The sequence below is a fragment of the Micromonospora sp. NPDC048935 genome, from assembly GCF_043197875.1.
Lineage (GTDB): Bacteria > Actinomycetota > Actinomycetes > Mycobacteriales > Micromonosporaceae > Micromonospora.
The window spans coordinates 448,790-472,666 of record NZ_JBICTZ010000004.1; the positions used below are offsets into that span (position 1 = coordinate 448,790).

Below are 23,877 nucleotides of genomic sequence, written 5' to 3' on the forward strand. Positions count from 1 at the left end.
CTAACCGACAACTGGTTGTTCCTGGGGATAGCGGTAGAGCCGGCGTCGCGTGTTCAGGGCGATCGCCGACCCGAGGGTGAGCGTCCCGACCCGGCCGATGAACATCAGCACGGTCAGGACGAGTTGACCGCCGGCCGGCAACTCGGCGGCCAGACCGATGGTCAGACCGGTGGTGCTGAACGCGGAGGTCACCTCGAACAGGGCCGCCACGAAGCGGACGCCCTCGGTGAGCAGCAGCAACGTCATCGTTCCGGCCGTGACCAGTGCGACGCTGAGCAGCGCCACGGTGATCGCCTGCCGCTGGCTGGCGGTGGCCACCCGGCGGTGCCCGACCGTCACGTCGGGCTCGCCGCGCAGCTCCGCCCAGATGGTGAACGCCAGCAGGAAGAAGGTGGCGACCTTGATGCCTCCCGCCGTGCTGGCGCTGCCCCCACCGATGAACATCAGCACGATCAGCAGGGGGTAGCTCTCCTCCTGTAGGGCGACGATGTCCAGGACGCTGAAACCACCCGTTCGGCTCAACGCGATCTGGGTGAACGACGCGAGCACCTTGCCGGGTACGTCGTACTGGCCGATCGTGCCCGCGTTTGTCCACTCGGCGGAGAGCAGGCCGACGAAGCCGACCACCAGCAGCACGACGGTGCCCCAGACGGTCAGCTTGGTCGCGACCGCCCAGTGCGCCGGTTGACGCCACTCGCGGACCGCCTCGAACAGGGCGGGAAACCCGAGCCCGCCGATGATCGCACCGCCCGCCAGGGGCAGCGAGACCCACGCGTCGCGACTGAAGGCCAGCAGGCCGTCCGAATAGAGCGCGAATCCGCCGTTGTTGAACCCCTGCACGGCGTGGAAGACACCCGACCACAGCGCCCGCCCGGGTGGGTAGTCGTAGGCCAGCCAGAGCCGGCCGGAGATCAGCGCGGTCATCACCGCCTCGCAGGCGAAGACTGTCACCGCGATCCGGCGCAACAGCCGACCCACCTCGCCGATGCCGAACTCCGCGGTCTCGGCCTGCACGAGCAGCCGGTTGCGCAGCCCGAGCTGGCTGGAGACCACCAGGATGACAAGCGCCGCGACGGTGAGGATGCCGAGACCGCCGAGCTGGGTGAGCAGGGTGATCACCACCAGTCCCCAGCCGGACCAGTAGTTCGGCGTGTCGGTGATCGCCATGCCGGTGACCGAGACGGCCGAGGTGGCGGTGAAGAGCGCCGTGACCAGGGGCGGACGTTGGTGATCGGCGGTCGCCCAGCGCGCCGTCAGCAGCCCGGTGCCCAGCAGGATCGGCACCAGGAACGCGAACGGCACCAGCCGCACGGGGTTGCGGAAGAACCGGCGCACCAGACAATCTTCCTTTTCCGCTCGCCGCCTGGCACGGGAACGCGCATACCCGGAGATTCACCTTCCGGCCAGCCATCGACCAACTGCCGGTCAATCCAGGGCGGTCTGCTGTAGCGGCTTCCCCCACGACAGGAGACGGCGATGCGACGTACCCTTGCGACCCTCGGCCTGGCCGGCGTGCTGCTCGCCGCCGCCGTGGCCGTGCCAACCATGGCCGAAGCCGGCCCCGCGACCGACGCGGACCGCTCCCGGGCGAACGACCGACCGATTGTGATCGGTCACCGGGGCGCCAGCGGCTACCGACCGGAGCACACGTTGGAGGCGTACCGGTTGGCGATCCGGATGGGTGCCGACTACATCGAGCCGGACCTGGTCTCCACCCGCGACGGGGTGTTGGTCGCCCGGCACGAGAACGAGATCTCCGGCACCACCGACGTGTCCGCGCACCCGGAGTACGCGGCCCGCAAGGCGACGAAGACCATCGACGGCGTCGCGGTGACCGGATGGTTCACCGAGGACTTCACCCTCGCCGAGCTGAGGACGCTGCGAGCCAAGGAGCGGCTGCCGCAGGTCCGGGTGGCGAACACCGCCTTCGACGGCCGCTTCGAGGTGCCCACCCTCCAGCAGGTCATCGACCTCGCCCGAGCCGAGGGGCGGGCACGGGGCCGCACCATCGGCATCTACCCGGAGACCAAGCACCCGAGCTACTTCGCCTCGATCGGCCTGCCGCTGGAGGAGCCGCTGCTGAAGGTGCTGCGCCAGAACAAGCTGGACCACAAGAACTCGCCGGTCTTCATCCAGTCGTTCGAGACGGCCAACCTGCGTCGCCTGAGCCGGCTGACCGACGTGAAGCTGATCCAACTGCTCGACGCGACCGGCCGCCCGTACGACTTCACCGTCTCCGGCGACACCCGCGGCTACCAGGACCTCGCCACCGCGGCCGGGCTGAAGTGGATCGCCGGTTACGCCGACGGCATCGGGGCGAACAAGAACCTGATCGTGCCCCGGGACGCCGCCGGCAAGCTGCTCGCCCCGACGAACGTGGTGCGTGACGCGCACCGCGAGCGGCTGCTCGTGCACGCCTGGACGTTCCGCGCCGAGAACCAGTTCCTCCCGGTCGACTTCCGGATCGGCACCGACCCCAACGCACGTGGCGACATCACCGCCGAGTACGAACTCTTCCTCGGCCTGGGTCTGGACGGCGTGTTCAGCGACCACCCGGACACCGCAGTCGCCGCCCGCGCCGGCCGCTGACCCCGCTTCACCGCTGACCCCGCTCCGCCTCGGAGTTACCGCGAGCCTCGGCCCGGAGCTGACCCGCTCCGAGTCGACCACCGGGCCGATCACGCCCGGCCCACCCGCTGGCCCGTCGTCCGCCACCTCGGACGCCGGGCCAGCGGCGTTCCCGACGCTGGCACCGGATCGCGCCACAGCAGGGGCCGCCACACGCTCCGCACGGGAACCACCCGCAAGATCGTGCTCGATCGTGGATGTAGTGGCATCGCCGCGCCCCGAGGCCACTACATCCACGACCGAGCACGATCTTGGCGGGGGCGAACGCGGCAGGAGACAGCAACATCAGGGAAGTTGCTGTCTCGGGCCCGGCGGAGGCAGCAACATCAGGGAAGTTGCGACGATCTTCGCCTGCACGACCTCGGGGCGCGGTGCCCGCGCCCGGCGGACCACGACGGGTCGTGCGGGTGACGGCGGATGGCGCGAGGCGACACACGGCCCTGGTGGCCCGTGGGGGTGTGAGCCAGCGAGGGGGTGGCCCGCTGTTACCCCCGGCCACCCCCTTCCTGTTACTTGTGTGTTTCCGCCACATAGCTCGTGGGTGACGTCACTTCTAGCGTGAGCCGACAACACAGCATCCTGTCCTCACCTGGAGTCGCGATGACGGTCCGGCACACGCGGCGGGCGTTCCTCTCCGCCGCCACGATGATGGCCGCGGCGCTGGCCGCCACGGCCTGCGGTAGCCCGCAGGACACCGCCACCGGCGGCGGCGACAACGCCGCGCCGGTCAAGGTTGGCCTGGTGTACTCCCAGTCGGGAGCCCTGGCCAGCTACGGAAAGCAGTACATCGAGGGGTTCAGGGCGGGGCTGGACTTCGCCACCCAGGGCACCGGCAAGGTCGGCGACCGGAAGATCGAGCTGACCGAGGTCGACGACGCGGGCGACCCGGCCAAGGCCGTCTCCGCCGCGAAGGACCTGATCGGCAAGGGCACGAAGATCATTGCCGGTTCCACCGCCTCCGGGGTGGCGTTGCAGGTAGCGCCGATCGCGGCGCAGAACAAGGTCCTGTTCATCTCCGGCCCGGCCGCCACCGACGCGGTGACCGGTGCGAACAAGTACACGTTCCGCTCGGGCCGGCAGTCCTACCAGGACGTCGTCACCGCCAAGTCGTTCATCGGCGACCCGACCGGCAAGAAGGTGGTGGTCTTCGCCCAGGACGGCGCGTTCGGTGACGCCAACGAGGCTGCCGTCAAGGCCGTCATCGGCGGCGCGGGTGCCACCGTGAGCAGCGTCCGGGCGCCGGCCAGCGCCACCGAGTTCACCCCGTTCGCCAGCCAGATCAAGGCGGCCAAGCCGGACCTGCTCTTCGTGGCCTGGGCCGGCACCACCGCCCCGGCGATGTGGCAGAGCCTCGACCAGCAGGGCGTGCTCTCGTCCACCACAGTCGTCACCGGCCTGGACATCCGCTCGTCCTGGCCCACCTTCGGCGCGGCCGGCACGAAGATCTCCTTCCTGTCGCACTACTTCGACGGCGCCAGCGACACCGAGGCCAGCAAGGCCCTGAAGGCCAAGGTCAGCACCATCGACCTGTTCCACCCGGACGGCTTCGCCGCCGCCCAGATGGTGGTCCGCGCGGTGCAGGAGGGCGGGGACGACGTCGACAGGATGGTCACCGCCCTGGAGGGCTGGAGCTTCGACGGGGTCAAGGGCAAGATGACCATCCGCGCCGCCGACCACGCGCTGCTCCAGCCGATGTTCCAGGCCAAGCTGACCGGCAGCGGCACCGCGTTCACGGCCACCGCGCAGAAGAGCCTCACCGGTGACGAGACCGCGCCGCCGGCCGTGGCGATGAAGGGCTGAGCCGTGCTCGCCACCCGCGGTCTGACCTGGCGGATCGGTGAGGTCGCCATCGTCGACAGCGTCTACCTCGACCTGGCGCCCGGGGAGTTCCTGGGCGTGATCGGGCCGAACGGCGCCGGCAAGACCTCACTGTTCAACCTGATCACCGGCCTGCGCCGGGCCACGGAGGGCCGGGTCGTCCTGGACGGACAGGACATCGGGGAGCTGCCGCCGCACCGGCGGGCCCGCCTCGGGCTGGGCCGTACCTTCCAGGCGTCCTCGGTCTTCGGCTCGCTCAGCGTTCGGGAGAACGTCCGGCTCGCCGTGCAGGCGCACCGCGGGGGCTCGATGGCACTGTGGCGGCGGGCGGCGGCCGACCGGGAGGTCGTCGCCGCCGCCGACGCGGCGCTCGACCGGGTCGGCCTCGCCCACCGGGGTACGGCGCTCGCCGGCACCCTGGCGCACGGCGAGAAGCGCAAGCTGGAGATCGCCCTGCTGCTCGCCGGCGAACCGCGGGTGATGCTGCTGGACGAGCCGATGGCCGGGGTCAGCGCCGAGGACGTGCCCGAGCTGGTGACCGTCATCAAGTCGTTGACCGGCGACAGCGGCCGGGCGGTGCTGATGGTCGAACACCACATGGACGTCATCCTGGAACTGGCCGACCGGATCGCCGTCATGCACCACGGCGCGCTGCTGGCCTGCGACACCCCGGAGACGGTGATGGCCAACCCCACGGTGCAAGAGGCATACCTGGGGGAGTCGCTCTGATGGAACCGATCCTCAGCGTGCAGGATCTGTCGGTCCGGATCTCCGGGCTGCACATCCTGCAGGGGGTGTCCTTCACCGTCGCCCCGACCGGCGTGACGGTCCTGCTCGGCCGCAACGGAGTCGGCAAGACCACCACGCTGCGCGCGATCGTCGGCCTCACCCCGCCCGCCGGGGAGGTCCGCGGCACGATCCGGATGGGCGCGCAGAGCCTGCTGGCCCGCCCGACGCACCGGCTGGTCCGCGGTGGGCTCGGCTACGTGCCCGAGGACCGCTGCGTGTTCGCCGGCCTCACCGTCGCGGAGAACCTGCGGCTCGCCGAGCGGCGCGGCACCAGCCCGGCGTACGACAGGGTCTTCGCGCTCTTCCCGGAGCTGGACCGGCGCGGACGGCAACGGGCCGGTTCGCTGTCCGGCGGGCAGCAGCAGATGCTCGCGATCGGGCGGGTGCTGCTCAACGACAACCGGCTGCTGCTCGTCGACGAGCCGACCAAGGGGTTGGCGCCGAAGGTGGTGACCGAGGTCGCCGAGGTGCTGGAACGGGTCGCGGAGTCGGTGCCGGTGCTGCTCGTCGAGCAGAACCTGGCGGTGGTACGCCGACTGGCCCGCGACGCGGTGGTGCTGGCCGCCGGCAGGGTGGCCTGGACCGGCGACGCCCGGGAGTTGCTGCTGGAGACGGCGCTGACCAAGTCGCTGCTGGGTGTGGGCTCGGCGGAGGTGAGTCACTGATGGACACCGTGATCCTGTTGACGTTGACCGGGCTGGGCCTGGCGGCGCTGTACTTCCTTGTCGCCTCCGGCCTGTCCCTGGTCTTCGGCCTGGCCGACGTGCTCAACTTCGCGCACGGGCTGTTCCTCGGCGTCGGCGCGTACGGCACCTGGTGGGCGGCGGGCAACCTGCCGGGCGCGGGCTCCGACGGGTTCGGCTTCCTGCTCGCGGTCGCGTTCGGGGTGGCCGCCGGCACGCTCGTGGCGATCCTGGTCGAGCTGGTGCTGATCCGCCCGCTCTACTCCCGCACCATCGAACAGGTGCTGGTCACGGTCGGCCTGTCGCTGGCCGGGGTGGCGTTGTTGCAGGCCACCTGGGGTGCGGACGCCCGCACCTTCCCGCGCCCCGACTGGACCCGGCAGGTGACCGGCATCCTCGGCGCGCAGGTGCCCAACGGTGGCCTGCTGCTGATCATCGCGGCGGTGCTGATGCTCGGTGCGATCCTGGCGTTCCTGCGCTGGACCCGGTACGGCCTGGTGATCCGGGCCGGGGTGGAGAACCGGGAAATGGTGACCGCGCTCGGCATCGACGTGCGCAAGGCGTTCACGCTCGTCTTCGCCATCGGTGGGGCGGCAGCGGCGCTCGCCGGTGCGCTCGGCGGGGTCTACTTCGGCACCGTCTCGCCCGGTCAGGGCGGCTCGCTGCTGATCTTCGCGTTCATCGTGGTGGTGATCGGGGGGATGGGCTCGGTGGTCGGCTCCGCGTACGCGGCGGTCGTCGTCGGGCTGGTGCAGCAGTTCGTCAACTACTACGGCACGTCCGGGCTCGGCGACATCTGCGTGGTCGGGCTGCTGGCCGTGGTGCTGCTGCTGCGTCCGCAGGGCATCGCCGGAAAGGTGGCAACGGCATGACCCTCATCGAGGCAACACCGGCACCGGCCCCCACCTCGCCCCGACCGAGCCGGGTGCACCGTGTGCGTCCGTTCCTGCCGTTGGTCGCGGTGGTCGTGCTGGCGATCCTGCCGTACTCGACGATCTCCCTGCCGGGGATCTTCGAGGGGCCGCTCAACTCACCCGGGACCCTGCAACTGCTCGCCATCTGCCTGATCTTCGGCGGGCTGGCCGCCGGGTACGACCTGCTCTTCGGCCGGACCGGCATGCTCTCCTTCGGGCACGCGCTGTACTTCGCCGCCGGCGTGTACGGCACCGACATCCTCGTCACCCGGGCCGGTCTGCCGCTGTGGCAGGCGGCGCTGCTGACCATCACCGGCGGCACCATCCTCGCGGCGCTGCTCGGCGCGGTGGCGCTGCGGACCGTCGGCATCGCGTTCGCCATGGTCACGCTGGCCTTCGCCCAGGTCGGCGCGATCCTGGTCGCCCGGGACTTCGGCGGCCTCACCGGTGGCGAGGAGGGCCTGCCGCTGGACGTGTCCGGTCTGCCCGCCGGGCTGGTGGGGGTGACCAACACGGTCAACCTGTACTGGCTGGCGCTCGCGTACCTGACGCTCGTGGTCTTCGTGGTGCACCGGGTGAGCGGGTCGCCGACCGGGCGGGTGCTCGCCGGGCTGCGCGACGACGAGCGGCGAATCGGTGTGCTCGGGCTGGACCCGTACCGCTACAAGCTTGTGGCGTTCACCCTGGCCGGCGGGCTGGCGTCGGCGGGCGGGGTGGTCTACGTCCTGATCGTCGGGGGCGCGTCACCGCACATCACGTCCTCCGAGCTGACCCTGTCGCTGCTGGTCATGGTGGTGCTCGGTGGGCCCGGCACCCGGTGGGGGCCGGTGCTCGGCGGCGTCCTCTACATGTACCTGGACCACCGGCTCACCGCGTTCGGCACGAGCGACGCGGTGGACAACCTGCCGGCCGTCCTGAGCCACCCGCTGAGCCAGCCCCTCTTCGTCCTGGGCACGGTCTTCATCCTGGCCGTCTACTTCTTCCCCGGCGGCCTCACGAGCCTGGCCCCGCGCCTGTCCCACCTGACCCGAACCCTCCGCCCTCCAAGCTGACCCCACCCCCTCTGACCCCGTCGATCATGCGCTATCGCCACGACGCGCCATGGTGGATGGCGATAACGTCATGATCGACGGGGTTCGGTGGATGGGGAGGGTGGGACATGGGGTCGCGGACTGCGGTTGTCAGCGGGGGCGGGACCGGGATTGGTGCGGCCGTCGCGGGGTCGCTCGCGCGGGACGGGTACGACGTGCTGATCGTCGGGCGGCGGACGGACGTGGTGACGGCTGCCGCCGAACGGATCTCCGTCGAGTGTGGACGGCCGGACTCCGTGTCCGCCGTGACGGCCGACCTGACCGACCCGGAACAGGTCGACCGGGTGCTGACGGCACTCGGCGGTCGGCCGGTCGACGTGGTGGTCAACAACGCCGGCAGCTACCTGGCCGGAGACACTGGCACGTTGGCCGGGATCGCCGCGCACTGGCGGGCCAACCTGGATGCCAACGTCCTCACCGCGGTACTGCTGACCGAGGCGCTGCGACAGGTGCTGCGTCGACCCGGCGGGCGGGTGATCCTGATCAGCTCGATCTCCGCGCAGCGGGGCGGCGGTGGGCCCTACTCGGCGGGGAAGGCGGCCCTGCACGGCTGGGCGTACGACCTGGCGGCGCAGCTCGGCCCGGACCAGATCACGGTCAACGTGGTGAGCCCGGGCTATGTCGCCGAGACCGATTTCTTCGGTGACCGGATGACCGCCGAGGGGCACGCGAAGCGGGTGGCGGCGACACTTGTCGGGCGGGCCGGGGTGCCGGACGACGTCGCCGAGGCCGTCCGCTATCTCGCCAGCCCGGCCGCCGGCTACGTCACCGGCCAGGTCCTCGGCGTCAACGGGGGTTCGGTCCTCGGCCGTTGACGCACACGTACACCGAGGGGCGGCGGCCCCCCGTGTGGCCGCCGCCCCTCGTGCGTCGTCTGTCAGTTGTTCAAGATCTCGTACGCCATCTTCGGCGCATTCGTCGCGGCGGCACCGGTCGGTACGGTGATCTTCGGCGCGGTGCCGTAGTCGGCGTAGTTGATCACGTAGTCGTACGCCTTCGCCTTACCGGCGGCCGGGATCTTCAGCGTCAGCGAGGACAGTTGTTTGTCCGCGCCGACCACCGCGGTGAACGGCACCGTCTTGGCGGCTTCGCCCAGCGCCGCCGCCTCACCCTCCTCCAGCACCTTGGCGGCGTTACCGACACTGACGTCGATGACACCCGCGTACTGCCCGGGGCTCTGCTCCTGCACCGAGGTGGCCGCCTGGATGAGCGGACCCGCGTTGCCCTGGTCGGCACCGTCGTAGGCCGGGATGGTGTCGCTGTCGGTGAGCTTCGTGCGGTCCAGCTTCATCCACTTGTCCGGGAACTTCGGCAGGCCCGCCTGGCCCGTCAACTTCATCTTCATCCAGGCTTCCTCGGCAATGATCAGCACCGACATCTTGACGGAGATGCCATCGGCGCCCGGCGGGATCGTGGTGTTCAGTTCGACGCCCTTCGCGGCCGGGTCGACTCGTCCGCTGATCGTGCTTGTCGCGTCCTTGCCACTGAACCGGAACGTCCCCTCGGTGCCGTCCGGAACGGCGTCGAGGAGCGACTCCTTCGGGTCGGCGGTCGGGCTGGCGCTCGGGCTGCTCTGCGGTGCCGAGGCCGGTTCGCTCTTGGGCCCACACCCCCCGAGCAGGGTGGTTGTGGCCAGCATGGCGGCGATCACGCCAACCGTGCGTCGGGTGGTGCTCGCGCTGCCCGTTGCCTGTGTCATCACATTTCTCTTTCTCGCTGCGTGGCCTGTGCCGGTGACCATCCTGGGGGCGGGCACGGCGGTTCGGCTGCCGATATGCTGCCGTCCGGCTGCCGGGCACTGCCGTCCGGCGCTGCCGGAGGTGTCAGGAGCGGGAATTCGCATGTCAGCAACGCTGCGTTTCGAGATCCTCGGGCCTCAGCGGGCCTGGTATGCCGACCGCGAGATCGACCTCGGTCCCGGCAAACAGCGTGCCGTGCTGACCGTTCTGCTGCTTTCCGCGGGACGTCCGGTGCCCACCGGGCAGATCGTCGAGGCGGTCTGGCCGGAGGATCCGCCCGCGAACGGCCCGAACGTGGTGCAGAAGTACGTCGCCGGGTTGCGCCGGGTGCTGGAGCCGGACCGGTCACCGCGTACGCCGGGGCAGGTGTTGAGCCTGACCGATGCCGGCTATCTGCTCCGCGTCGATCCGGACGCGCTCGACGCGGTCCGTTTCCAACGAGGAATCCACCGCGCCCGGCAGCGCCGCGCCGAGGGCCGTGCCGCCGAGGCGCTGACCGAGGTGGCCACCGCCCTGGCGCTCTGGCAGGGAGAGCCGTTCACCGGCTTCACCGGGCCGTTCCTGGAGGCGGCCCGGCAACGACTTGTCGAGCTGCGGGCCGTGGCGTTGGAGACCCGGGCCGATCTGATGCTGGACCTCGGCCGGCACCGCGAGATGGTCGGGGAGCTTGTGGAGGTGGTGGCCGAGTTCCCGGTCCGGGAACGACTGCGGCACCAGCTCATGCTCGCGCTGTACCGCAGCGGGCGGCAGGCGGAGGCGCTCGCGGCCTATCGGGAGTTCGGTGACCTGCTCCGGGAGGAGTACGGCATCGAGCCGGGCGAGGCACTTCAGGAGCTGCACCGACGCATCCTCTGCTCCGACCCGACGCTCACGGTGGCGAGGCCGCCGAACGCGCCGGACCTGCCACGCCCCACGCCGGCCCCCAGCCCCCGCCAACCAGCCGCGCCGCCAGCACCCGCGCCAACGCCGACCGCGCTTCCCGTGCCGACCGCGCTTCCCGTGCCGCCCGCGCCAACGTCGGCCGCGCCGCCAACGTCGGCCGCGCCGCCGCCGATGTCCGCGCCGCCGCCGGCCGCGCGGCCCAGCCCGCCCGGTGTCGCGGTCACCCCGCAGCCCGCTCCGTTTCCGGTCTCGGTGCCCCCGGACGGACATTCGTCCCGGGACACCCGGGGGCAGTCGATGCCGCGCTGGCTGAGTCTCAGCGCGACGGTCCTCGGCACGCTGACCGCCGTGTTCTCCTTCGGTCTGCTCACCTGGCTGGTGGTGCTGCTCTACGCCAGTTGGCGGCGGAGCTGGCGCAACGGGCTCACCGCCGTGGGCTACCTGTCGCTGACCGCCACGCTCATCGCGATCTTCGGCAGCAGCGACTCGGAGGAGACGAGCGACACCGAAGCTTTCCTGATCGTGGCCTGGATGCTCGTCTGGCTGCTCGGGGTCCTGCACACGATCCTGCTCAACGGCGCGCTCTGGTCGGCCCTCACGAACCGGATCGCGGGGTCGCCACCGCCGGTGGTCGACGATCGTCGGGTCCGCCGTGAGCAGGCCCGCTATCTGCTGTACCACTACCCGGCGGCGCGGCAGGAACTGCACATCGGCCGGCCCGACCTGCACCGCACCTTCGACGACGGCGGCCTGGTGGACGTCAACGCGGTCGGGGAGCGGACGATTGCCGAGCTGCCCGGGGTCACCGCCGGGCAGGCGCGTCAGGTGGTGACGGACCGTTGGCTTCGTGGCCCGTTCGGTTCGATGGAGGACCTGGCCGGCCGGTGCCTCCTCCCGCCGGTGCTCACCGATTCCCTGCGTGACCTCCTCCTCTTCCTTCCCCCACCGTCCGTGCCCGCCGCACCCACGGGCGTGCCCGGTCGGGTCGAGTGAGGCATACCGCTCAGGCGCGACGCGGTGGGAAGTCTCCCGTTGCTGGTAGAAATGCCGGATGAGCGACGAGCGGGCGGCGGTACGGGAACGGGCCGAGGCGGTGCTGCGTCGGCTGGCCGGGGACCATGCCCGGCTGCGCGAGGACCAGTGGCGGGCCATCGAGGCACTTGTCGTCGACCGGCGGCGGGTGCTCTGCGTGCAGCGCACCGGTTGGGGCAAGTCGGCTGTCTACTTCGTGGCCACCGCCCTGCTCCGGGACCGCGAGCAGGGCCACCAGGCCGGGCCGACCGTCATCGTCTCGCCGCTGCTGGCGTTGATGCGCAACCAGGTCGAGGCGGCCGCGCGGGCCGGCATCCGGGCCCGCACGATCAACTCGGCGAACCTGGACGAGTGGGACGAGATCACCGCCGAGATCCAGACCGGTGCGGTGGACGTGCTGCTGATCAGCCCGGAGCGGCTCAACAACCCCGACTTCCGCGACGGTGTGCTGCCGAAGCTGGCCGCGACCACCGGGCTGCTGGTGGTCGACGAGGCGCACTGTGTCTCCGACTGGGGGCACGACTTCCGGCCCGACTACCGGCGACTGCGGACGTTCCTCGCCGAGCTGCCCGAGCGCACTCCGGTGCTGGCGACCACCGCCACCGCCAACACCCGGGTCACCCAGGACGTGGCGGAGCAGTTGGGTGACGCCCTCGTCCTGCGCGGCACCCTGGACCGGGAGTCGCTGCGCCTCGGCGTCCTCGACCTGCCCAGCCCGGCGCACCGGCTGGCCTGGCTCGCCGACCATCTGGACCAGCTGCCCGGTTCCGGCATCGTCTACACGCTGACCGTGGCGGCAGCGGGGGAGACGGCCGAGTTCCTGCGCAGCCGTGGCTACCCCGTCTCCTCGTACACGGGTCAGGTCGAGGACGCCGATCGGCGGGCCGCCGAGCAGGACCTGCTCGACAACAAGATCAAGGCTTTGGTCGCCACCAGCGCCCTCGGCATGGGATTCGACAAGCCCGACCTGGGCTTCGTCGTGCACCTGGGCGCTCCGCCCTCGCCGATCGCGTACTACCAGCAGGTCGGCCGCGCCGGCCGCGCCGTGGAGCACGCCGAGGTGCTGCTGCTGCCCGGCGTCGAGGACGCGGCGATCTGGCGCTACTTCGCCTCACTGGCGTTCCCTCCCGAGCAGCAGGTGCGCGCCGTGCTGGCCGCCCTGCACACCGACCGCCCGCTCAGCACGCAGGCCCTCGAACCTCTCGTCGACCTGCGCCGGGCCCGGTTGGAGCTGATGCTCAAGGTGCTCGACGTGGACGGCGCGGTCCGCCGGGTGCGCGGTGGTTGGCTCGCCACCGGCGAGCCCTGGGTCTACGACGAGGCCCGGTTGCGGCGCGTCGCCGAGGCACGCACCGTCGAGCAACAGGCCATGCGGGAGTACGCGGCCACACCCGACTGCCGGATGCGGTATCTACGGGAGTGCCTGGACGACACCGGGGCGACCGACTGCGGCCGGTGCGACAGGTGCGCCGACCCGCTCTTCGGCGCCGACGTGTCGACGGCCGCGCTCGCCGCCGCGCAGACGTTCCTGGGCCGGCCCGGCGTGGAGATCGCTCCGAAGAAGCTCTGGCCGACCGGGCTCGACGCGGTGGGCGTACCGCTGAAGGGCCGGATCGCCCCCGCGGAGCAGGCGCTGCCCGGCCGGGCCGTCGGGCGCCTCTCCGACCTGGGTTGGGGTGGGCGGTTGCGTGATCTCGTCGGCCCGGAGGCACCGGACGCGCCGGTGCCCGACGACGTCACCGGCGCGGTCGTGGAGGTGCTGAAGGCGTGGGCGCACGGCGACGACCCGTGGCCGCGCCGGCCGGTGGGTGTGGTCGCGGTCGGTTCCCGGCGGCGGCCCCGGCTGGTCGGCTCGTTGGCCGAGCGGATCGCCGCCGTGGGCCGGCTGCCGCTGCTCGGCGAGGTCACCCCGGCCGGTCCGGGCGGCCCGGCGGGGCCGCGCGGCAACAGCGCCCAACGGGTACGCGCGTTGCACGACACGTTCACCGTGCCGGCCGACCTGGCCGACACCCTGGCCGGGCTGGACGGTCCGGTGCTGCTCGTCGACGACCTGGTCGACTCCGGCTGGACAGTGACGCTGGTGGCCCGGGCACTGCGCCGGGCCGGCGCACCCGACGTGCTCCCGCTCGCCCTCGCCGTGGCCGGCTGAGCCCCGCTGGCCCGCAGCTTGGCCGGCTGACCCGCGCCCGCCCGCAGCTTGGTCGACTGAGCCACGTCCGCCCACGCCGTTTTCGGCTGACCCGCGCCCGCCCAGGCCGTTTCGGCTGACCCCCGCCCGCTCGCGGCCGGGTGGGCCGGTCCGCGCAGGTCGGCGCGGGAAAGTTCCCGGGCGGCGGCGAATGCGACAGTCGCCACGGCGTCCGGGCGGCGGCCTGGGGTGGCTGGCCGCGGCGGTACGGTGGGCGGCATGACCGACCAGCACCCCGCCGCCGTGCCGGTGGTGCCTGACCAGGCCCCCCACGCGTCGGTGGTGGCTGCTCCGGTCTCCGACGTGGCGGTGTCCAACCGGGTCCCCGATGCGGCGGTGGTCTCCGACGTGCCGGTGTCGTCCGACCCGGACCCCGCTGCGGTGTCGTCCGACCGGGTCCCCGATGCGGCGGTGGTCTCCGACGTGCCGGATCGGAGCACACTCCGGCTGGCACTGGTGGTCGGCGGGCTGGTGCTGGCGGTGCTGCTCGGCTTCGGCCTCGGCCGGCTGAACGCCACCGGGACCACCACCGGCAGCCCGTCATCCCTGGCTGCCGAGCACACCGACCCTCCGGGCATCGGCCCGCACAGCCACGGCACCGCCACGAGCACCGACCAGGGCGCGGCCATCGAGCCGGGCGGGCTGGCGGTCAGTTCGGCCGGGCTCACCCTCGCCCCGCTGGGCACCGAGTTCGCGGCCGGTCGCCCCGGTCAGCTCCGCTTCCAGGTGCGCGACACGCAGCGCCGGCCGGTGACCCGCTTCGCGGTCGTCCACGACAAGCCGATGCACCTGATCGTCGTCCGCCGGGACCTGACCGGCTACCAGCACCTGCACCCGACCATGGCGGCGGACGGCACCTGGTCGGTGCCGTTGACCCTCGCGCGGTCCGGCGTCTGGCGCGCGTACGCCGATTTCACCGTGGTCGCCGACAACGGCGCGCAGACCGCGGTGACCCTCGGGGCGGACCTGGTCGTGCCCGGCGACTACCAGCCTCGGCCGCTGCCCGCACCCGCCACCTCGACGACGGTGGACGGGTTCACGGTCGGCTACCAGGGCACTCCGCAGGTCGGGGCGACAGTGCCGCTGAGCTTCCGGGTCGACGGCGCAGACGGTGCCGCGCCGCTGGAGCGTTACCTCGGGGCGTACGGGCATCTGGTGGCGCTACGCGAGGGTGACCTCGGCTACCTGCACGTGCACCCGGAGCCGGAACTGGTAGACGGTCAGATCAGGTTCTGGCTGACCACCCCCGGCCCCGGCCGCTACCGCCTCTACCTCGACTTCCAGGTGCAGGCCACAGTCCACACCGCCGAGCTGACCCTCACCGTCCCCTGACCCCCCACGCGTTGATCATCAGCCTCTCGCCTCGGCGTGTCGCGGCGATAACCCCATGATCAGCCCGTGCGGGTGGGGTGGGGGTCAGCCGGCTCGGCGGATGGGGCGGCGGGCCAGGTAGCGGAGCAGGTCGCGGATGTGGTGCTTCTCCTCGGCGGGGACCGTGGGGTCGGCCAGCCGATCGAGGATGGCCCGGACGTCGGCCTCGACGGGGCCGTCGTCGTGGCGTCGGCGGGGCGTGGGACCGGCGTCGGGCAGGCCGAGGGCGCGGAACGCGGCAGCGACCGGCAGGTCGAGTGCGGCGCAGAAGCCGCGGACCTTGGCGAGCTCGGGGTAATCCTGCCAGTCACCGGCCAGCCAGCGGAACACGGTGGAGCGGCCCACGCCCGTGTGTGCGGCAAGATCGGTCACGGTCCAGCCACGTTCGTCGCGAGCGTCGTCGATGGCGCGCCGGACGAAGCGGGCGAAGGCCATCTGCGGTGTTACGTCGGCTGATCCCATCCCTGTGTGTCTTTCCCCCTGCCGGAGCGCCGGGACGATGCGCCTTCCGAGGGTAGTACGCCCGAGGGCCGAAACCATTGACTGAGCGCACAAACTGTCCCGTGGATGAGACTTTTTCTCCGCCAGGATGTGTGCCGACCGCAACTCGCACCGAGCGATCATCATCACTGTTCTACTAGGCTCGGTGCCCGTCCCAGCACGGCGTCTGACCGCCCGCCGTGTTCGACCGGACCACCGCCGAGGAGCACCATGGCCGACCTGAGCCGCCCCCAGCCGTACCAGCCCGGTGCGGTGAGCCGGCGTGTTCGCCGCCGCCGGCAACGCCGGGAGCGCGGGCAAGGTGGTGCCGTTCCCCATCGCACCGGCCGACGGCGGGCGCGCCGGCCAGCGCGGCGGAGGCGAGCGGGTGACGCTCCTCGACCGTGGCGAGCGCACCAGCGGCCGGGATCGCGGCGGTCGCGGCGAACGGGGTCGCTGACCGCCCAGGCTAGGTGGCGGGCTGCCGGTCGGTCGGCCCCCCGTCGGTGGCCAGCAGGGTCGCCAGCCGGGGCGTGACCTGCCACTGCTCGACCAACTCGCGGTATTCGGCGCGCTGCGGTTCGGTCGCCTCGACGCCGGTGCGGCGGGCGCGGATCAGCAGGTTGCGCGGCGTGTGCTGGGAGTCCACGAACTCCACCACCTCGGCCCGGTACCCGTGCACCCGCAGCAGACCGGCCCGCAGTGCGTCGGTGAGCACGTCGGCGAAGCGTTCGCGGAGGATGCCCTGCCGGGTCAGCAGGTCGTACGGGGCCGGGGCGGGGTGGGCGCGCAACTGCTTGGCCAGATCGTGGTGGCAGCACGGCGCGGCCAACACCCAGCGGGCCTCCCAGCGCACCGCTCGGGCGAGCGCCTCGTCGGTGGCGGTGTCGCAGGCGTGCAGTGCCAGCACCAGGTCGGGGGCGGGGTCGACGACGGCGTCGGCGATCGTGCCGGCCACGAAGCTGACCCGGTCGGCCCAGCCCAGCCGCTGCGCCAGCTCGGTGTTGCGCCGCCGCTGGTCCTCCCGGACGTCCACGCCGATGAGCTGGACGTCGAGCCCTCGGCCGGACAGGTAGCGGTACGCGGCGAACGTCAGGTAGGCGTTGCCGCAGCCCAGGTCGACCACCCGCAGCGGCCCGGTCAGCTCGTCGGGCAGGGTCGCGGCCAGGGCGCGGAGGAACGCGTCCACCTGGCGGCGCTTGGCCGCCGAGCCACCGATCTCCGCGAAGATCGGGTCACCGGGGTCGAGCAGGTATTCCTTCGTCCGGTCGTTTCCGGTGGGCGTCGCCGCCGGCCGGGACGTCGCGGCCCGGTGCACCTGCGCCTCGCCGGACTTGGTCACCCGCAGTTGGAGGGTCGCGTCGGCTGTCTCGACGTGCCAGTTGCCGAACGGCTCGGCGAGCAACTCGTCGATCGCCGCGGCGGCCTCGGGGCCGGAGGCGAGGTTGCGAGTGTACGGGCGGGCGCCGTCGGACGTGGTGATCTGCATCCGGGGCCCGGCCTTGAGCCGCACCGGCCGCAGTTCGGCCCGCTCAACGGTGGGGCGGCGGCCGCGTCGACGTCCGGCGGCGACCGCCCGGGTCAGCGCGGGGTCGAGCAGCAGCGCCCGAACCTCGGTCAGGGCGGCGTCCAGTGGTTGCGGCATCGTTCCATCTTCGGCAGGTGGGGTGGGAGAAGGGAACATCCCCCGTACCGCGCGAGGCGGTGCGGGGGATGTCAGGTGGGGCTGGTGGTCAGTCGGCGGTCGCCTCGGCCGGCGTACCCGAATCGGAACCGCCACCACGACGGCGCCGACGGCGGCGCGGCTTCGACGGCTCGCCGTCGGACGCGGCGACCGGCTCGGTGGGCCCGGCGTCCGCGGAGATCACCGCGGTCGGCTCGCTCCCGACCGCCTCACCGGCGCGGCGGCGACGCCGGCGGCGGGGGGTACGGGTGCCGTCCTCGGCCGCGTCGGCGACGGGCGCCTCGGCGACGGCCGGCGTGCCGGAGTCGGAGCGGTCCCGGCGACCGTCGCCCCGACCGCGGCGCTCGCCGCGGCCCTCGCCCCGGCTCTCACCGCGTCGGGGACCCCGACCACCGCTGTCGCCCCGGCGGGAGCGGGCCGTGCCACCCAGATCCTCTTCGATCTCGGCGGACAGCCCGGCCCGGGTGCGCTCGCCGGTGGGCAGCGTGCCGCTGACCTCGGTGGAGATGTGCAGGTCGGTGTAGAGGTGCGGCGACGTGTGGTACGTCTCCGGCGGCTCCGGCATCTCCAGACCGAGGGTCTTGTCGATGATCCGCCAGCGCGGCATGTCGTCCCAGTCGACGAAGGTCACCGCGACGCCCGTCGCGCCGGCCCGGCCGGTGCGACCGATCCGGTGGGTGTAGGTGTCCTGGTCTTCCGGGCAGTCATAGTTGATCACGTGGGTGACGCCTGTGACGTCCAGCCCGCGGGCCGCCACGTCGGTGGCGACCAGAATGTCGATCTTGCCGGCCCGGAAGGCCCGTAGCGCCCGCTCGCGGGCACCCTGCCCGAGGTCACCGTGCACCGCGGCGACCGCGAACCCGCGGAAGTCGAGATCCTCGGCGACCCGGTCGGCGGCCCGCTTGGTGCGGGTGAAGATCATGGTCAGCCCACGCCCCTCCGCCTGGAGGATGCGCGCCACCACCTCGACCTTGTTCATCGAGTGGGTGCGGTAGACCAACTGCTGGGTCTGCGGCGACGGACCGGTCTCGGCGGTGTGCCCGGCGTGGATCGTCATCGGCTGGCGCAGGAAGCGCCGGGACAGGGTGACGATCGGGTCCGGCATGGTGGCCGAGAAGAGCATCGTCTGGCGGTCTTCCGGGAGCATCGCCAGGATCTTCTCGACGTCGTCGAGGAAGCCCAGGTCGAGCATCCGGTCGGCCTCGTCGAGGACGAGCGCGTGCACCCGGTCCAGACGGAGGTGCTTCTGCTTCTGTAGGTCCATCAGTCGGCCCGGGGTGCCGACCAGGATCTCGACGCCCTTGCGCAGCGCGTCGATCTGCGGCTCGTACGCCACGCCGCCGTAGATCGGCAGCACCCGGACGCCGCGCGTGCGGCCGGCGGCGGCCAGGTCCTTCGCGACCTGGATGCCCAGCTCGCGGGTGGGGACCACGACAAGCGCCTGGGGGACGCCGTCGCTGCCCTCGCCCGGCGCGAAGACCCGGTCCAGCAGTGGCACGCCGAAGCCGAGGGTCTTGCCGGTGCCGGTGGGCGCCTGACCGATCAGGTCGACGCCGCGCAGCGCGATCGGGATCGCGTATTCCTGGATGGCGAACGCGCGGGTGATGCCTGCCGAGGCCAGGGCCTCGACGGTCTCGGCGCGGGCGCCGAGTGCGGCGAACGTGGGGGCCTCCGGTCGAACCGGGGCGGTGGGGGCCAGTTCCTGGCCGTCCAGCAAATCTTGAGTCAGCTCGCTCATGTGGATGTGGGGGTGCCCTCTCGTGGGTGCGCCCGTCATGTCCTCAGGGCGCGATCGGTATGACGCGGGCCACACGGTCGGCGGCAGATTGCCGAGCCGGACCGGGCCGCACGCGCGCCGCGGGCTGAGCTTCGATCAGATCGGCGCCCACGGCAACTGCTCCATGCTACCTGAACAGGCATGGCTTCGTCCCGATTCCCCGCCGGCCAGACGCCACGCGGGGGCCACGATTGTGACTTGCGTCACAGGAAGGAGGGTGGGGCGTGCCCCGTGCGGGTCACCGGCGGGCCGCTGAACGCCGCGCCGGGCCTGGGGCCGGCCCGCGGCAGGTGGCCAACGCCGACCTGCCGCGATGGCCGGACCGGTCAGCGGACGGTGAAACCGACCGACCGGGGCGACGCCTCGGCGATCTCGACGTAGGCGACCTTCTCGACCGGAACGATGACCCGCCGGCCCTTCTCGTCGGTCAGGGAGAGCGTGCCGCCGTTGCCGGCGAAGGCGTCGGTCACGATCTGCTCGATCTCGGCCGGCGACTGCGCGCTGTCCAGTACCAGCTCACGCGGCGCGTACTGCACGCCGATCTTGACCTCCACTGTGCCTCCTCAACTGGGGCGAAAGAACCGCCCTGCGAAGGCTATCCGATCACGGGGTCGGCGGTCAGGCTGACTCACCTTGCAGCGGGAAGCTCGCGATGCCCCGCCAGGACAACGCGGCCACCAACGCCTCGGCCTCGGCCTTCGGCACCTGGCGGCCACCGGCCAGCCAGAACTGCGCGGCCGTCTCCGCCGCGCCGACCAGCCCGGAGGCGAGCAACTCGGCGTGGGCCCGGCTCACCCCGGTGTCCGAGATGATGGTGTCGGTGATCGCCGCGATACAGCCCTGCTCGACCCGCTCCACCCGCTGCCGCACCGCTGGGTCGTTGCGCAGGTCCGACTCGAAGACGAGGCGGAAAGCCTCGCTCTCGTGGTCGACGAAGTCGAAGTACGCCCGCACCGACGCGCCGACCCGCTCCTTGTTGTCGCTGGTGCCGCGCATCGCATCCTGCACCTGGGCGACGATGGCGTCACAGTGCGTGTCGAGCAATGCCAGGTAGAGATCCATCTTTCCGGGAAAGTGTTGGTAGAGCACCGGCTTGGAGACCCCGGCCCGCTCGGCGATGTCGTCCATCGCGGCCGCGTGGTAGCCCTGCGCGACGAACACCTCCTGCGCCGCAGCGAGAAGCTGCTTACGGCGCGCGGAGCGGGGCAGGCGGGTGGGCCGGCCGGCGGTCTGTGCACCGTTCCCCGCAGCGGTCATGGGATCCTCCGAGTTCTCCGTACGAGCCGGCATTTTCCCCCCAGACCGGGCGAGGCCCGTGACCCCCGTCGTGGAAATGCTCCGCCGCTGTAACTTATCGCCACTCTCGGCACACGGTAGCCTCAGCGGGGGCGACCAAGGAGCGCGCGGTGAGTGAAACAGGGCAACCCGGAGCCGCCACCCCGGGAGAGCACGGTGACGGAGCGGGTCAGCACGACGACCCGGGCCGTCCCGTCAGCGGGTGGGCGCCCCCGGCGGGTGGGTGGCCCCGAGCCGCCGATCGCGAGGATGCCCGGGACGAGGCACCGCGCTGGCAACCCGACCCCGCGTCCGGTTGGCGCAGCTCCTCCAGTCGACACGGCGACCTGCCGCCGCCCCTGGTCGGGCAACCGGGTGACCTCGCTCCGCCGGCCCGCGCCAACGGCCACCACACCAACGGCGTGCACCACCCGGACGACGCCAACGGTGTCCGCCATCCCGGTCTCGAACCATCCGCGGGACGCCCCACGCCGGTGAGCGCCCCGCCCGGGCTGCCCGCGGACGGTCGACCCGAGGTGCCCGCCGACCGCCTGGTGGTGCCCGCCCAACGTCCCGCGCCTGCGCTGGAGCAGGGGGCCGGCGAGCCCGACACGGGCCCCGCCACCCGCTCCACCGTGGATCCGGCGGCCCACCGTGCCCGCTGGGCCGAGCCCGGCCTGCCCACCTCGGCGCCACCGGCCGTCCAGGTGCCGCCTGTCGGCACCGCCGCGTCGGGTTTCGAGGTGCCGCCCGGCTTCCGCGCGCCCACCACCGAGCGGCTGGCCGCCGACGACCCGGCCGCGCCACGCGACTGGCGGGACCCGGTCCCACCGGAGCAGTCAGCACCGGGCCGCACGCCCGGGCACGCCGACGCGACCGAGCCAGGTCGCGCCGGGGACAGCTCCCGGCCAGCAGAAACGCCGCGCCCCGGGGCAGAGCAGCGCGCCGGAGAATCGTCGGCCATCGAGCCGGACTGGTCGGGGCCGAGTTGGAACCGCCCGAGTTCCGGTGGCGGGTGGGCCCCGCCCTGGTCCCGCCAGGACGACGAGCCGGCAGCCCCCGCGGCCCGGGACGAGTCCACGCCGGGTTGGGTCGCCGAGCCCCACCAGCCGTACGAGCCGGTGCGCGCCGAGTCGCCTCGCCCGTACGAGCCGGTGCGAGCCGAGCCGCCCCATGGGTACGACCCTGTCCGGGGTGAGCCCGGGCCCGATCCCACGCCGGTGCGCCCCACCAGGCCGATCAGCTCGCCGCCGTCCGATCGCCCGTCCTGGGCCGCGTCCGAGGCAACCGGCGCACCCCGAGCCGACCGCCCGTCCTGGGCCGGCGGGTCCGACCCCGGGCCCACAAGCGTCCCTGCGAGGCGGCCGTCCTGGGCCGGGGAATCCGATCCGGCCAGCCCGCCGAAGCGCCCGTCCTGGGCTGCCGGGTCCGAGGCGGCGACCACCATTCCGTCGGTACGGCCATCGTGGGCTGGCGGGTCCGACGCCGAGCCCACCAGTGCGCCGCCAGCGCGGCCGTCCTGGGCCGGCGGGTCCGATCCGACGCCGACAAGCGTCCCTCCGGCACGCCCGTCCTGGGCCGGCGGGTCCGAGGCGGCGACCAGCACCCCGTCGGTACGCCCATCGTGGGCTGGCGGCTCCGATCCCGAGCCCACCAGTGCGCCACCGGCACGCCCGTCCTGGGCCGGCGAGTCCGATCCGACGCCGGCAGGCGTTCCTCCGGTGCTGCCGTCCTGGGCCGGCGGGCCCGACCCGACACCGACCAGCGCACCGCCGACGCGGCCCTCCTGGGTCTCCGGCGCCGCACCGGCCGACCCGCCACCCCCGGCCGGGTCAACGCCCACCCTGGCCGACGCGCCCCCGGCCCCGGCGGGCCTCCCACCCCTGGTGGCGGAGCGCCCCTCCTGGGGCGGCGGAGCGCCGACGGCGAGCAGCCCACGGGCTGAACGGCCGGACTGGTCCGAGGGCCGGATCCCGGCCGCCCCGGCCGAGCGTCCGTCCTGGCCGGCCAGCCAGTCCACCGGCACGGGCGGCGGCGCTGCGGGCGAGCCGTCCGGCCTGCCCCGACCCGAGATCCGGCCGACCGCGCCGTTCCGGCTCCGACCGGCGACACCCGAACCTCCCGTCGAACCACCCCGCTCGACAACGCCGTCATCCGCCGACCCCGCGTCCTCCCCCTCCGCGGTGGCTCCGCCCTCCGCGATGAGCGGGTCCGGGCGTCGGGATCGGCCCGCGGTCGCTTCCACCTCGCCCTACGCGGCACGCCGATCCGCACCCGATCCGACGTCGTCGACCGGACCGGCCGACGACGGCCGACAACCAGACCCGAGGGCGGCGGTGCTGCCGCAGCGCGTCCCCGCGGAACCGGACGTGCCCGTCGTGCCGGAGCCGCCAGCCGTGGAGCCACCCGCCGAAACCCCGGAACTCGCCCGTATCGCCACCCACCTGCGCCGTGACGACGAACCAGCCCCGCTGCGGGAGCGCCCCGAGGGGTTCGACGTCAACGCCATCCTGGACGCCGTTCGGGAGGTCGCCGGTGTCCGCGACGCGGCGCTGCGTCGTACCCCGGCGGGGGCGCACAGTCTGCGACTGGACCTGGCCGACGGCGCCGACCCGGCCGAGGTGAGCCGACAGGTGGCCCGGCTGCTCCAGGAGCGGATGGGGCTGGCCGCCGCCCCGCAGAACGTGCCCGGCCTGCCCACCACGCCACCCCCGCCGGTTCGCCGACGCCTGGCCGAGCCCCGACCCGCCGAGCGGCGTACGGCGGAGCCCCTGGGCGCAGCCCCCCGCGACGCCGGTCCGGATCCACGCGCCGCCGACGGCCGGGCGGCCGAGCCGACGGCACCCGCCCATCCTGCGGGTGCTCCGGTGGAGGCCACACCGGCCAGCTCGGCACCGGCGACCGGCACGGACACCACACGCCGCCGCCGGCCGAACGCGCCGCACCGGGGTCGCGCCACGGTCGAGGAACCGGGCTCGGTCTCGGCCGCACCGGCCGGTGCCGCGACCGGCAGCCCGGCGACGCTCGGCACGTCGTACTCCGGTGGTCAGGTGACCACGACGGAGTCGGCGCCGTCGCGACCGCTGGACACCGGCGGCACGCCGGGGCCGCGGGTGGTGATCGACCACGTGCAGGTGAGCACGTTCGGCCTGGACGCGAACGTGGAGGTCCGGCTGCTGGCCGACAGCGACAGCGCCTCCGGGTACGCGACCGGGCCGGCGGTGGACGGCTACGTGCTGCGGCTCTGCGCGGTGGCGGCGGCCGCCGCGGTGGACGAGTTGCTGCGCGGCGCCGACAACGCCGAACGCGGGCGTTGCTTCGTCGAACACGCCGCGGTGGTGCCCTTCGGCAACTGCGAGGTGGCCACGGTGGTGGTGCTGCTCGTCTGTGCGGGCTGGGTCGAGCAGCTCGCCGGTTCGGCTCTGGTCGCCGGTGACCCACGGCAGGCGGTGGTCCGGGCGACGCTGGCGGCGGTGAACCGTCGGCTGGAGGCCCTGCTGTCCTGAGTGGAACGGGGCAGACTGGA

At 72.9% G+C, this 23,877-nt stretch carries 19 protein-coding genes; 12 read left to right on the forward strand and 7 right to left on the reverse strand.

All coding sequences use genetic code 11. The features are described from left to right. Nucleotides 1–1,335: a TrkH family potassium uptake protein gene (locus ACGFIW_RS15355; protein WP_393315105.1), complete on the reverse strand. Its 1,335-nt coding sequence runs from the start codon at nt 1,333–1,335 to the stop codon at nt 1–3. A gap of 141 nt (nt 1,336–1,476) precedes the next feature. On the opposite strand from ACGFIW_RS15355, the gene ACGFIW_RS15360 reads away from it, so the two are divergent. The 7 genes from ACGFIW_RS15360 (at nt 1,477) to ACGFIW_RS15390 (ending at nt 8,738) form a co-directional block, all read left to right on the forward strand. Further along, complete coding sequence (locus ACGFIW_RS15360; protein ID WP_393315107.1) at nt 1,477–2,589, forward strand: glycerophosphodiester phosphodiesterase; 1,113 nt, start codon at nt 1,477–1,479, stop codon at nt 2,587–2,589. A 639-nt stretch (nt 2,590–3,228) separates the two neighbouring features. Further along, on the forward strand, nt 3,229–4,428 hold the full coding sequence (locus tag ACGFIW_RS15365) for a substrate-binding domain-containing protein (RefSeq protein ID WP_393315110.1): 1,200 nt from the start codon (nt 3,229–3,231) through the stop codon (nt 4,426–4,428). 3 nt (nt 4,429–4,431) lie between these two features. Further along, a complete protein-coding gene (locus ACGFIW_RS15370) occupies nt 4,432–5,175 on the forward strand; it encodes an ABC transporter ATP-binding protein (protein ID WP_393315112.1) in 744 nt (247 codons plus the stop codon). After that, nucleotides 5,175–5,900: an ABC transporter ATP-binding protein gene (locus ACGFIW_RS15375; RefSeq protein ID WP_393315115.1), complete on the forward strand. Its 726-nt coding sequence runs from the start codon at nt 5,175–5,177 to the stop codon at nt 5,898–5,900. Before ACGFIW_RS15370 ends, ACGFIW_RS15375 begins: the two co-directional genes overlap by 1 nt. Further along, entirely contained in the window at nt 5,900–6,790 is an 891-nt protein-coding gene (locus ACGFIW_RS15380; RefSeq protein ID WP_393315118.1) for a branched-chain amino acid ABC transporter permease, read from the forward strand. Before ACGFIW_RS15375 ends, ACGFIW_RS15380 begins: the two co-directional genes overlap by 1 nt. After that, entirely contained in the window at nt 6,787–7,884 is a 1,098-nt protein-coding gene (locus tag ACGFIW_RS15385; RefSeq protein WP_393315121.1) for a branched-chain amino acid ABC transporter permease, read from the forward strand. The genes ACGFIW_RS15380 and ACGFIW_RS15385 overlap by 4 nt, the downstream gene beginning before the upstream one ends. Nucleotides 7,885–7,991: 107 nt before the next feature. Continuing rightward, complete coding sequence (locus ACGFIW_RS15390; RefSeq protein ID WP_393315124.1) at nt 7,992–8,738, forward strand: SDR family NAD(P)-dependent oxidoreductase; 747 nt, start codon at nt 7,992–7,994, stop codon at nt 8,736–8,738. A gap of 62 nt (nt 8,739–8,800) precedes the next feature. On the opposite strand, the gene ACGFIW_RS15395 is transcribed toward ACGFIW_RS15390, so the two are convergent. After that, on the reverse strand, nt 8,801–9,622 hold the full coding sequence (locus tag ACGFIW_RS15395; RefSeq protein WP_393315127.1) for a hypothetical protein: 822 nt from the start codon (nt 9,620–9,622) through the stop codon (nt 8,801–8,803). A 142-nt stretch (nt 9,623–9,764) separates the two neighbouring features. Between ACGFIW_RS15395 and ACGFIW_RS15400 the strand changes: the two genes are divergently transcribed. The 3 genes from ACGFIW_RS15400 (at nt 9,765) to ACGFIW_RS15410 (ending at nt 15,096) form a co-directional block, all read left to right on the forward strand. Beyond that, nucleotides 9,765–11,537 carry a BTAD domain-containing putative transcriptional regulator gene (locus tag ACGFIW_RS15400; protein WP_393315130.1) on the forward strand — a complete coding sequence of 591 codons (1,773 nt, stop codon included), beginning with the start codon at nt 9,765–9,767 and terminating at the stop codon, nt 11,535–11,537. Nucleotides 11,538–11,595: 58 nt separating this feature from the next. Next, the gene (locus ACGFIW_RS15405) at nt 11,596–13,725 is read left to right on the forward strand and encodes a DEAD/DEAH box helicase (protein ID WP_393315133.1); all 2,130 of its coding nucleotides are present in this window, start codon (nt 11,596–11,598) and stop codon (nt 13,723–13,725) included. A gap of 258 nt (nt 13,726–13,983) precedes the next feature. Next, nucleotides 13,984–15,096: a hypothetical protein gene (locus ACGFIW_RS15410; RefSeq protein WP_393315136.1), complete on the forward strand. Its 1,113-nt coding sequence runs from the start codon at nt 13,984–13,986 to the stop codon at nt 15,094–15,096. Between the two features lie 84 nt (nt 15,097–15,180). Here the strand turns inward: ACGFIW_RS15410 and ACGFIW_RS15415 are convergent, their stop codons facing one another. Then, the gene (locus ACGFIW_RS15415; protein ID WP_355027716.1) at nt 15,181–15,597 is read right to left on the reverse strand and encodes a helix-turn-helix domain-containing protein; all 417 of its coding nucleotides are present in this window, start codon (nt 15,595–15,597) and stop codon (nt 15,181–15,183) included. Nucleotides 15,598–15,898: 301 nt separating this feature from the next. On the opposite strand from ACGFIW_RS15415, the gene ACGFIW_RS15420 reads away from it, so the two are divergent. After that, nucleotides 15,899–16,075: a hypothetical protein gene (locus ACGFIW_RS15420; protein ID WP_393315139.1), complete on the forward strand. Its 177-nt coding sequence runs from the start codon at nt 15,899–15,901 to the stop codon at nt 16,073–16,075. 9 nt (nt 16,076–16,084) lie between these two features. On the opposite strand, the gene ACGFIW_RS15425 is transcribed toward ACGFIW_RS15420, so the two are convergent. From ACGFIW_RS15425 to ACGFIW_RS15440, 4 genes are all read right to left on the reverse strand, one after another. Further along, nucleotides 16,085–17,260, reverse strand: coding sequence for a class I SAM-dependent methyltransferase (locus tag ACGFIW_RS15425; protein WP_393315141.1), 1,176 nt, complete (start codon nt 17,258–17,260; stop codon nt 16,085–16,087). A gap of 88 nt (nt 17,261–17,348) precedes the next feature. Next, on the reverse strand, nt 17,349–19,037 hold the full coding sequence (locus ACGFIW_RS15430; protein ID WP_393315144.1) for a DEAD/DEAH box helicase: 1,689 nt from the start codon (nt 19,035–19,037) through the stop codon (nt 17,349–17,351). A gap of 365 nt (nt 19,038–19,402) precedes the next feature. After that, entirely contained in the window at nt 19,403–19,630 is a 228-nt protein-coding gene (locus ACGFIW_RS15435) for a DUF3107 domain-containing protein (protein WP_110563159.1), read from the reverse strand. Nucleotides 19,631–19,694: 64 nt separating this feature from the next. After that, nucleotides 19,695–20,333 carry a TetR/AcrR family transcriptional regulator gene (locus ACGFIW_RS15440; protein ID WP_110563158.1) on the reverse strand — a complete coding sequence of 213 codons (639 nt, stop codon included), beginning with the start codon at nt 20,331–20,333 and terminating at the stop codon, nt 19,695–19,697. Nucleotides 20,334–20,482: 149 nt separating this feature from the next. On the opposite strand from ACGFIW_RS15440, the gene ACGFIW_RS15445 reads away from it, so the two are divergent. Beyond that, nucleotides 20,483–23,857, forward strand: a complete 3,375-nt coding sequence (locus tag ACGFIW_RS15445) for a hypothetical protein (RefSeq protein WP_393315148.1) — start codon at nt 20,483–20,485, stop codon at nt 23,855–23,857. Nucleotides 23,858–23,877: the final 20 nt, after the last annotated feature.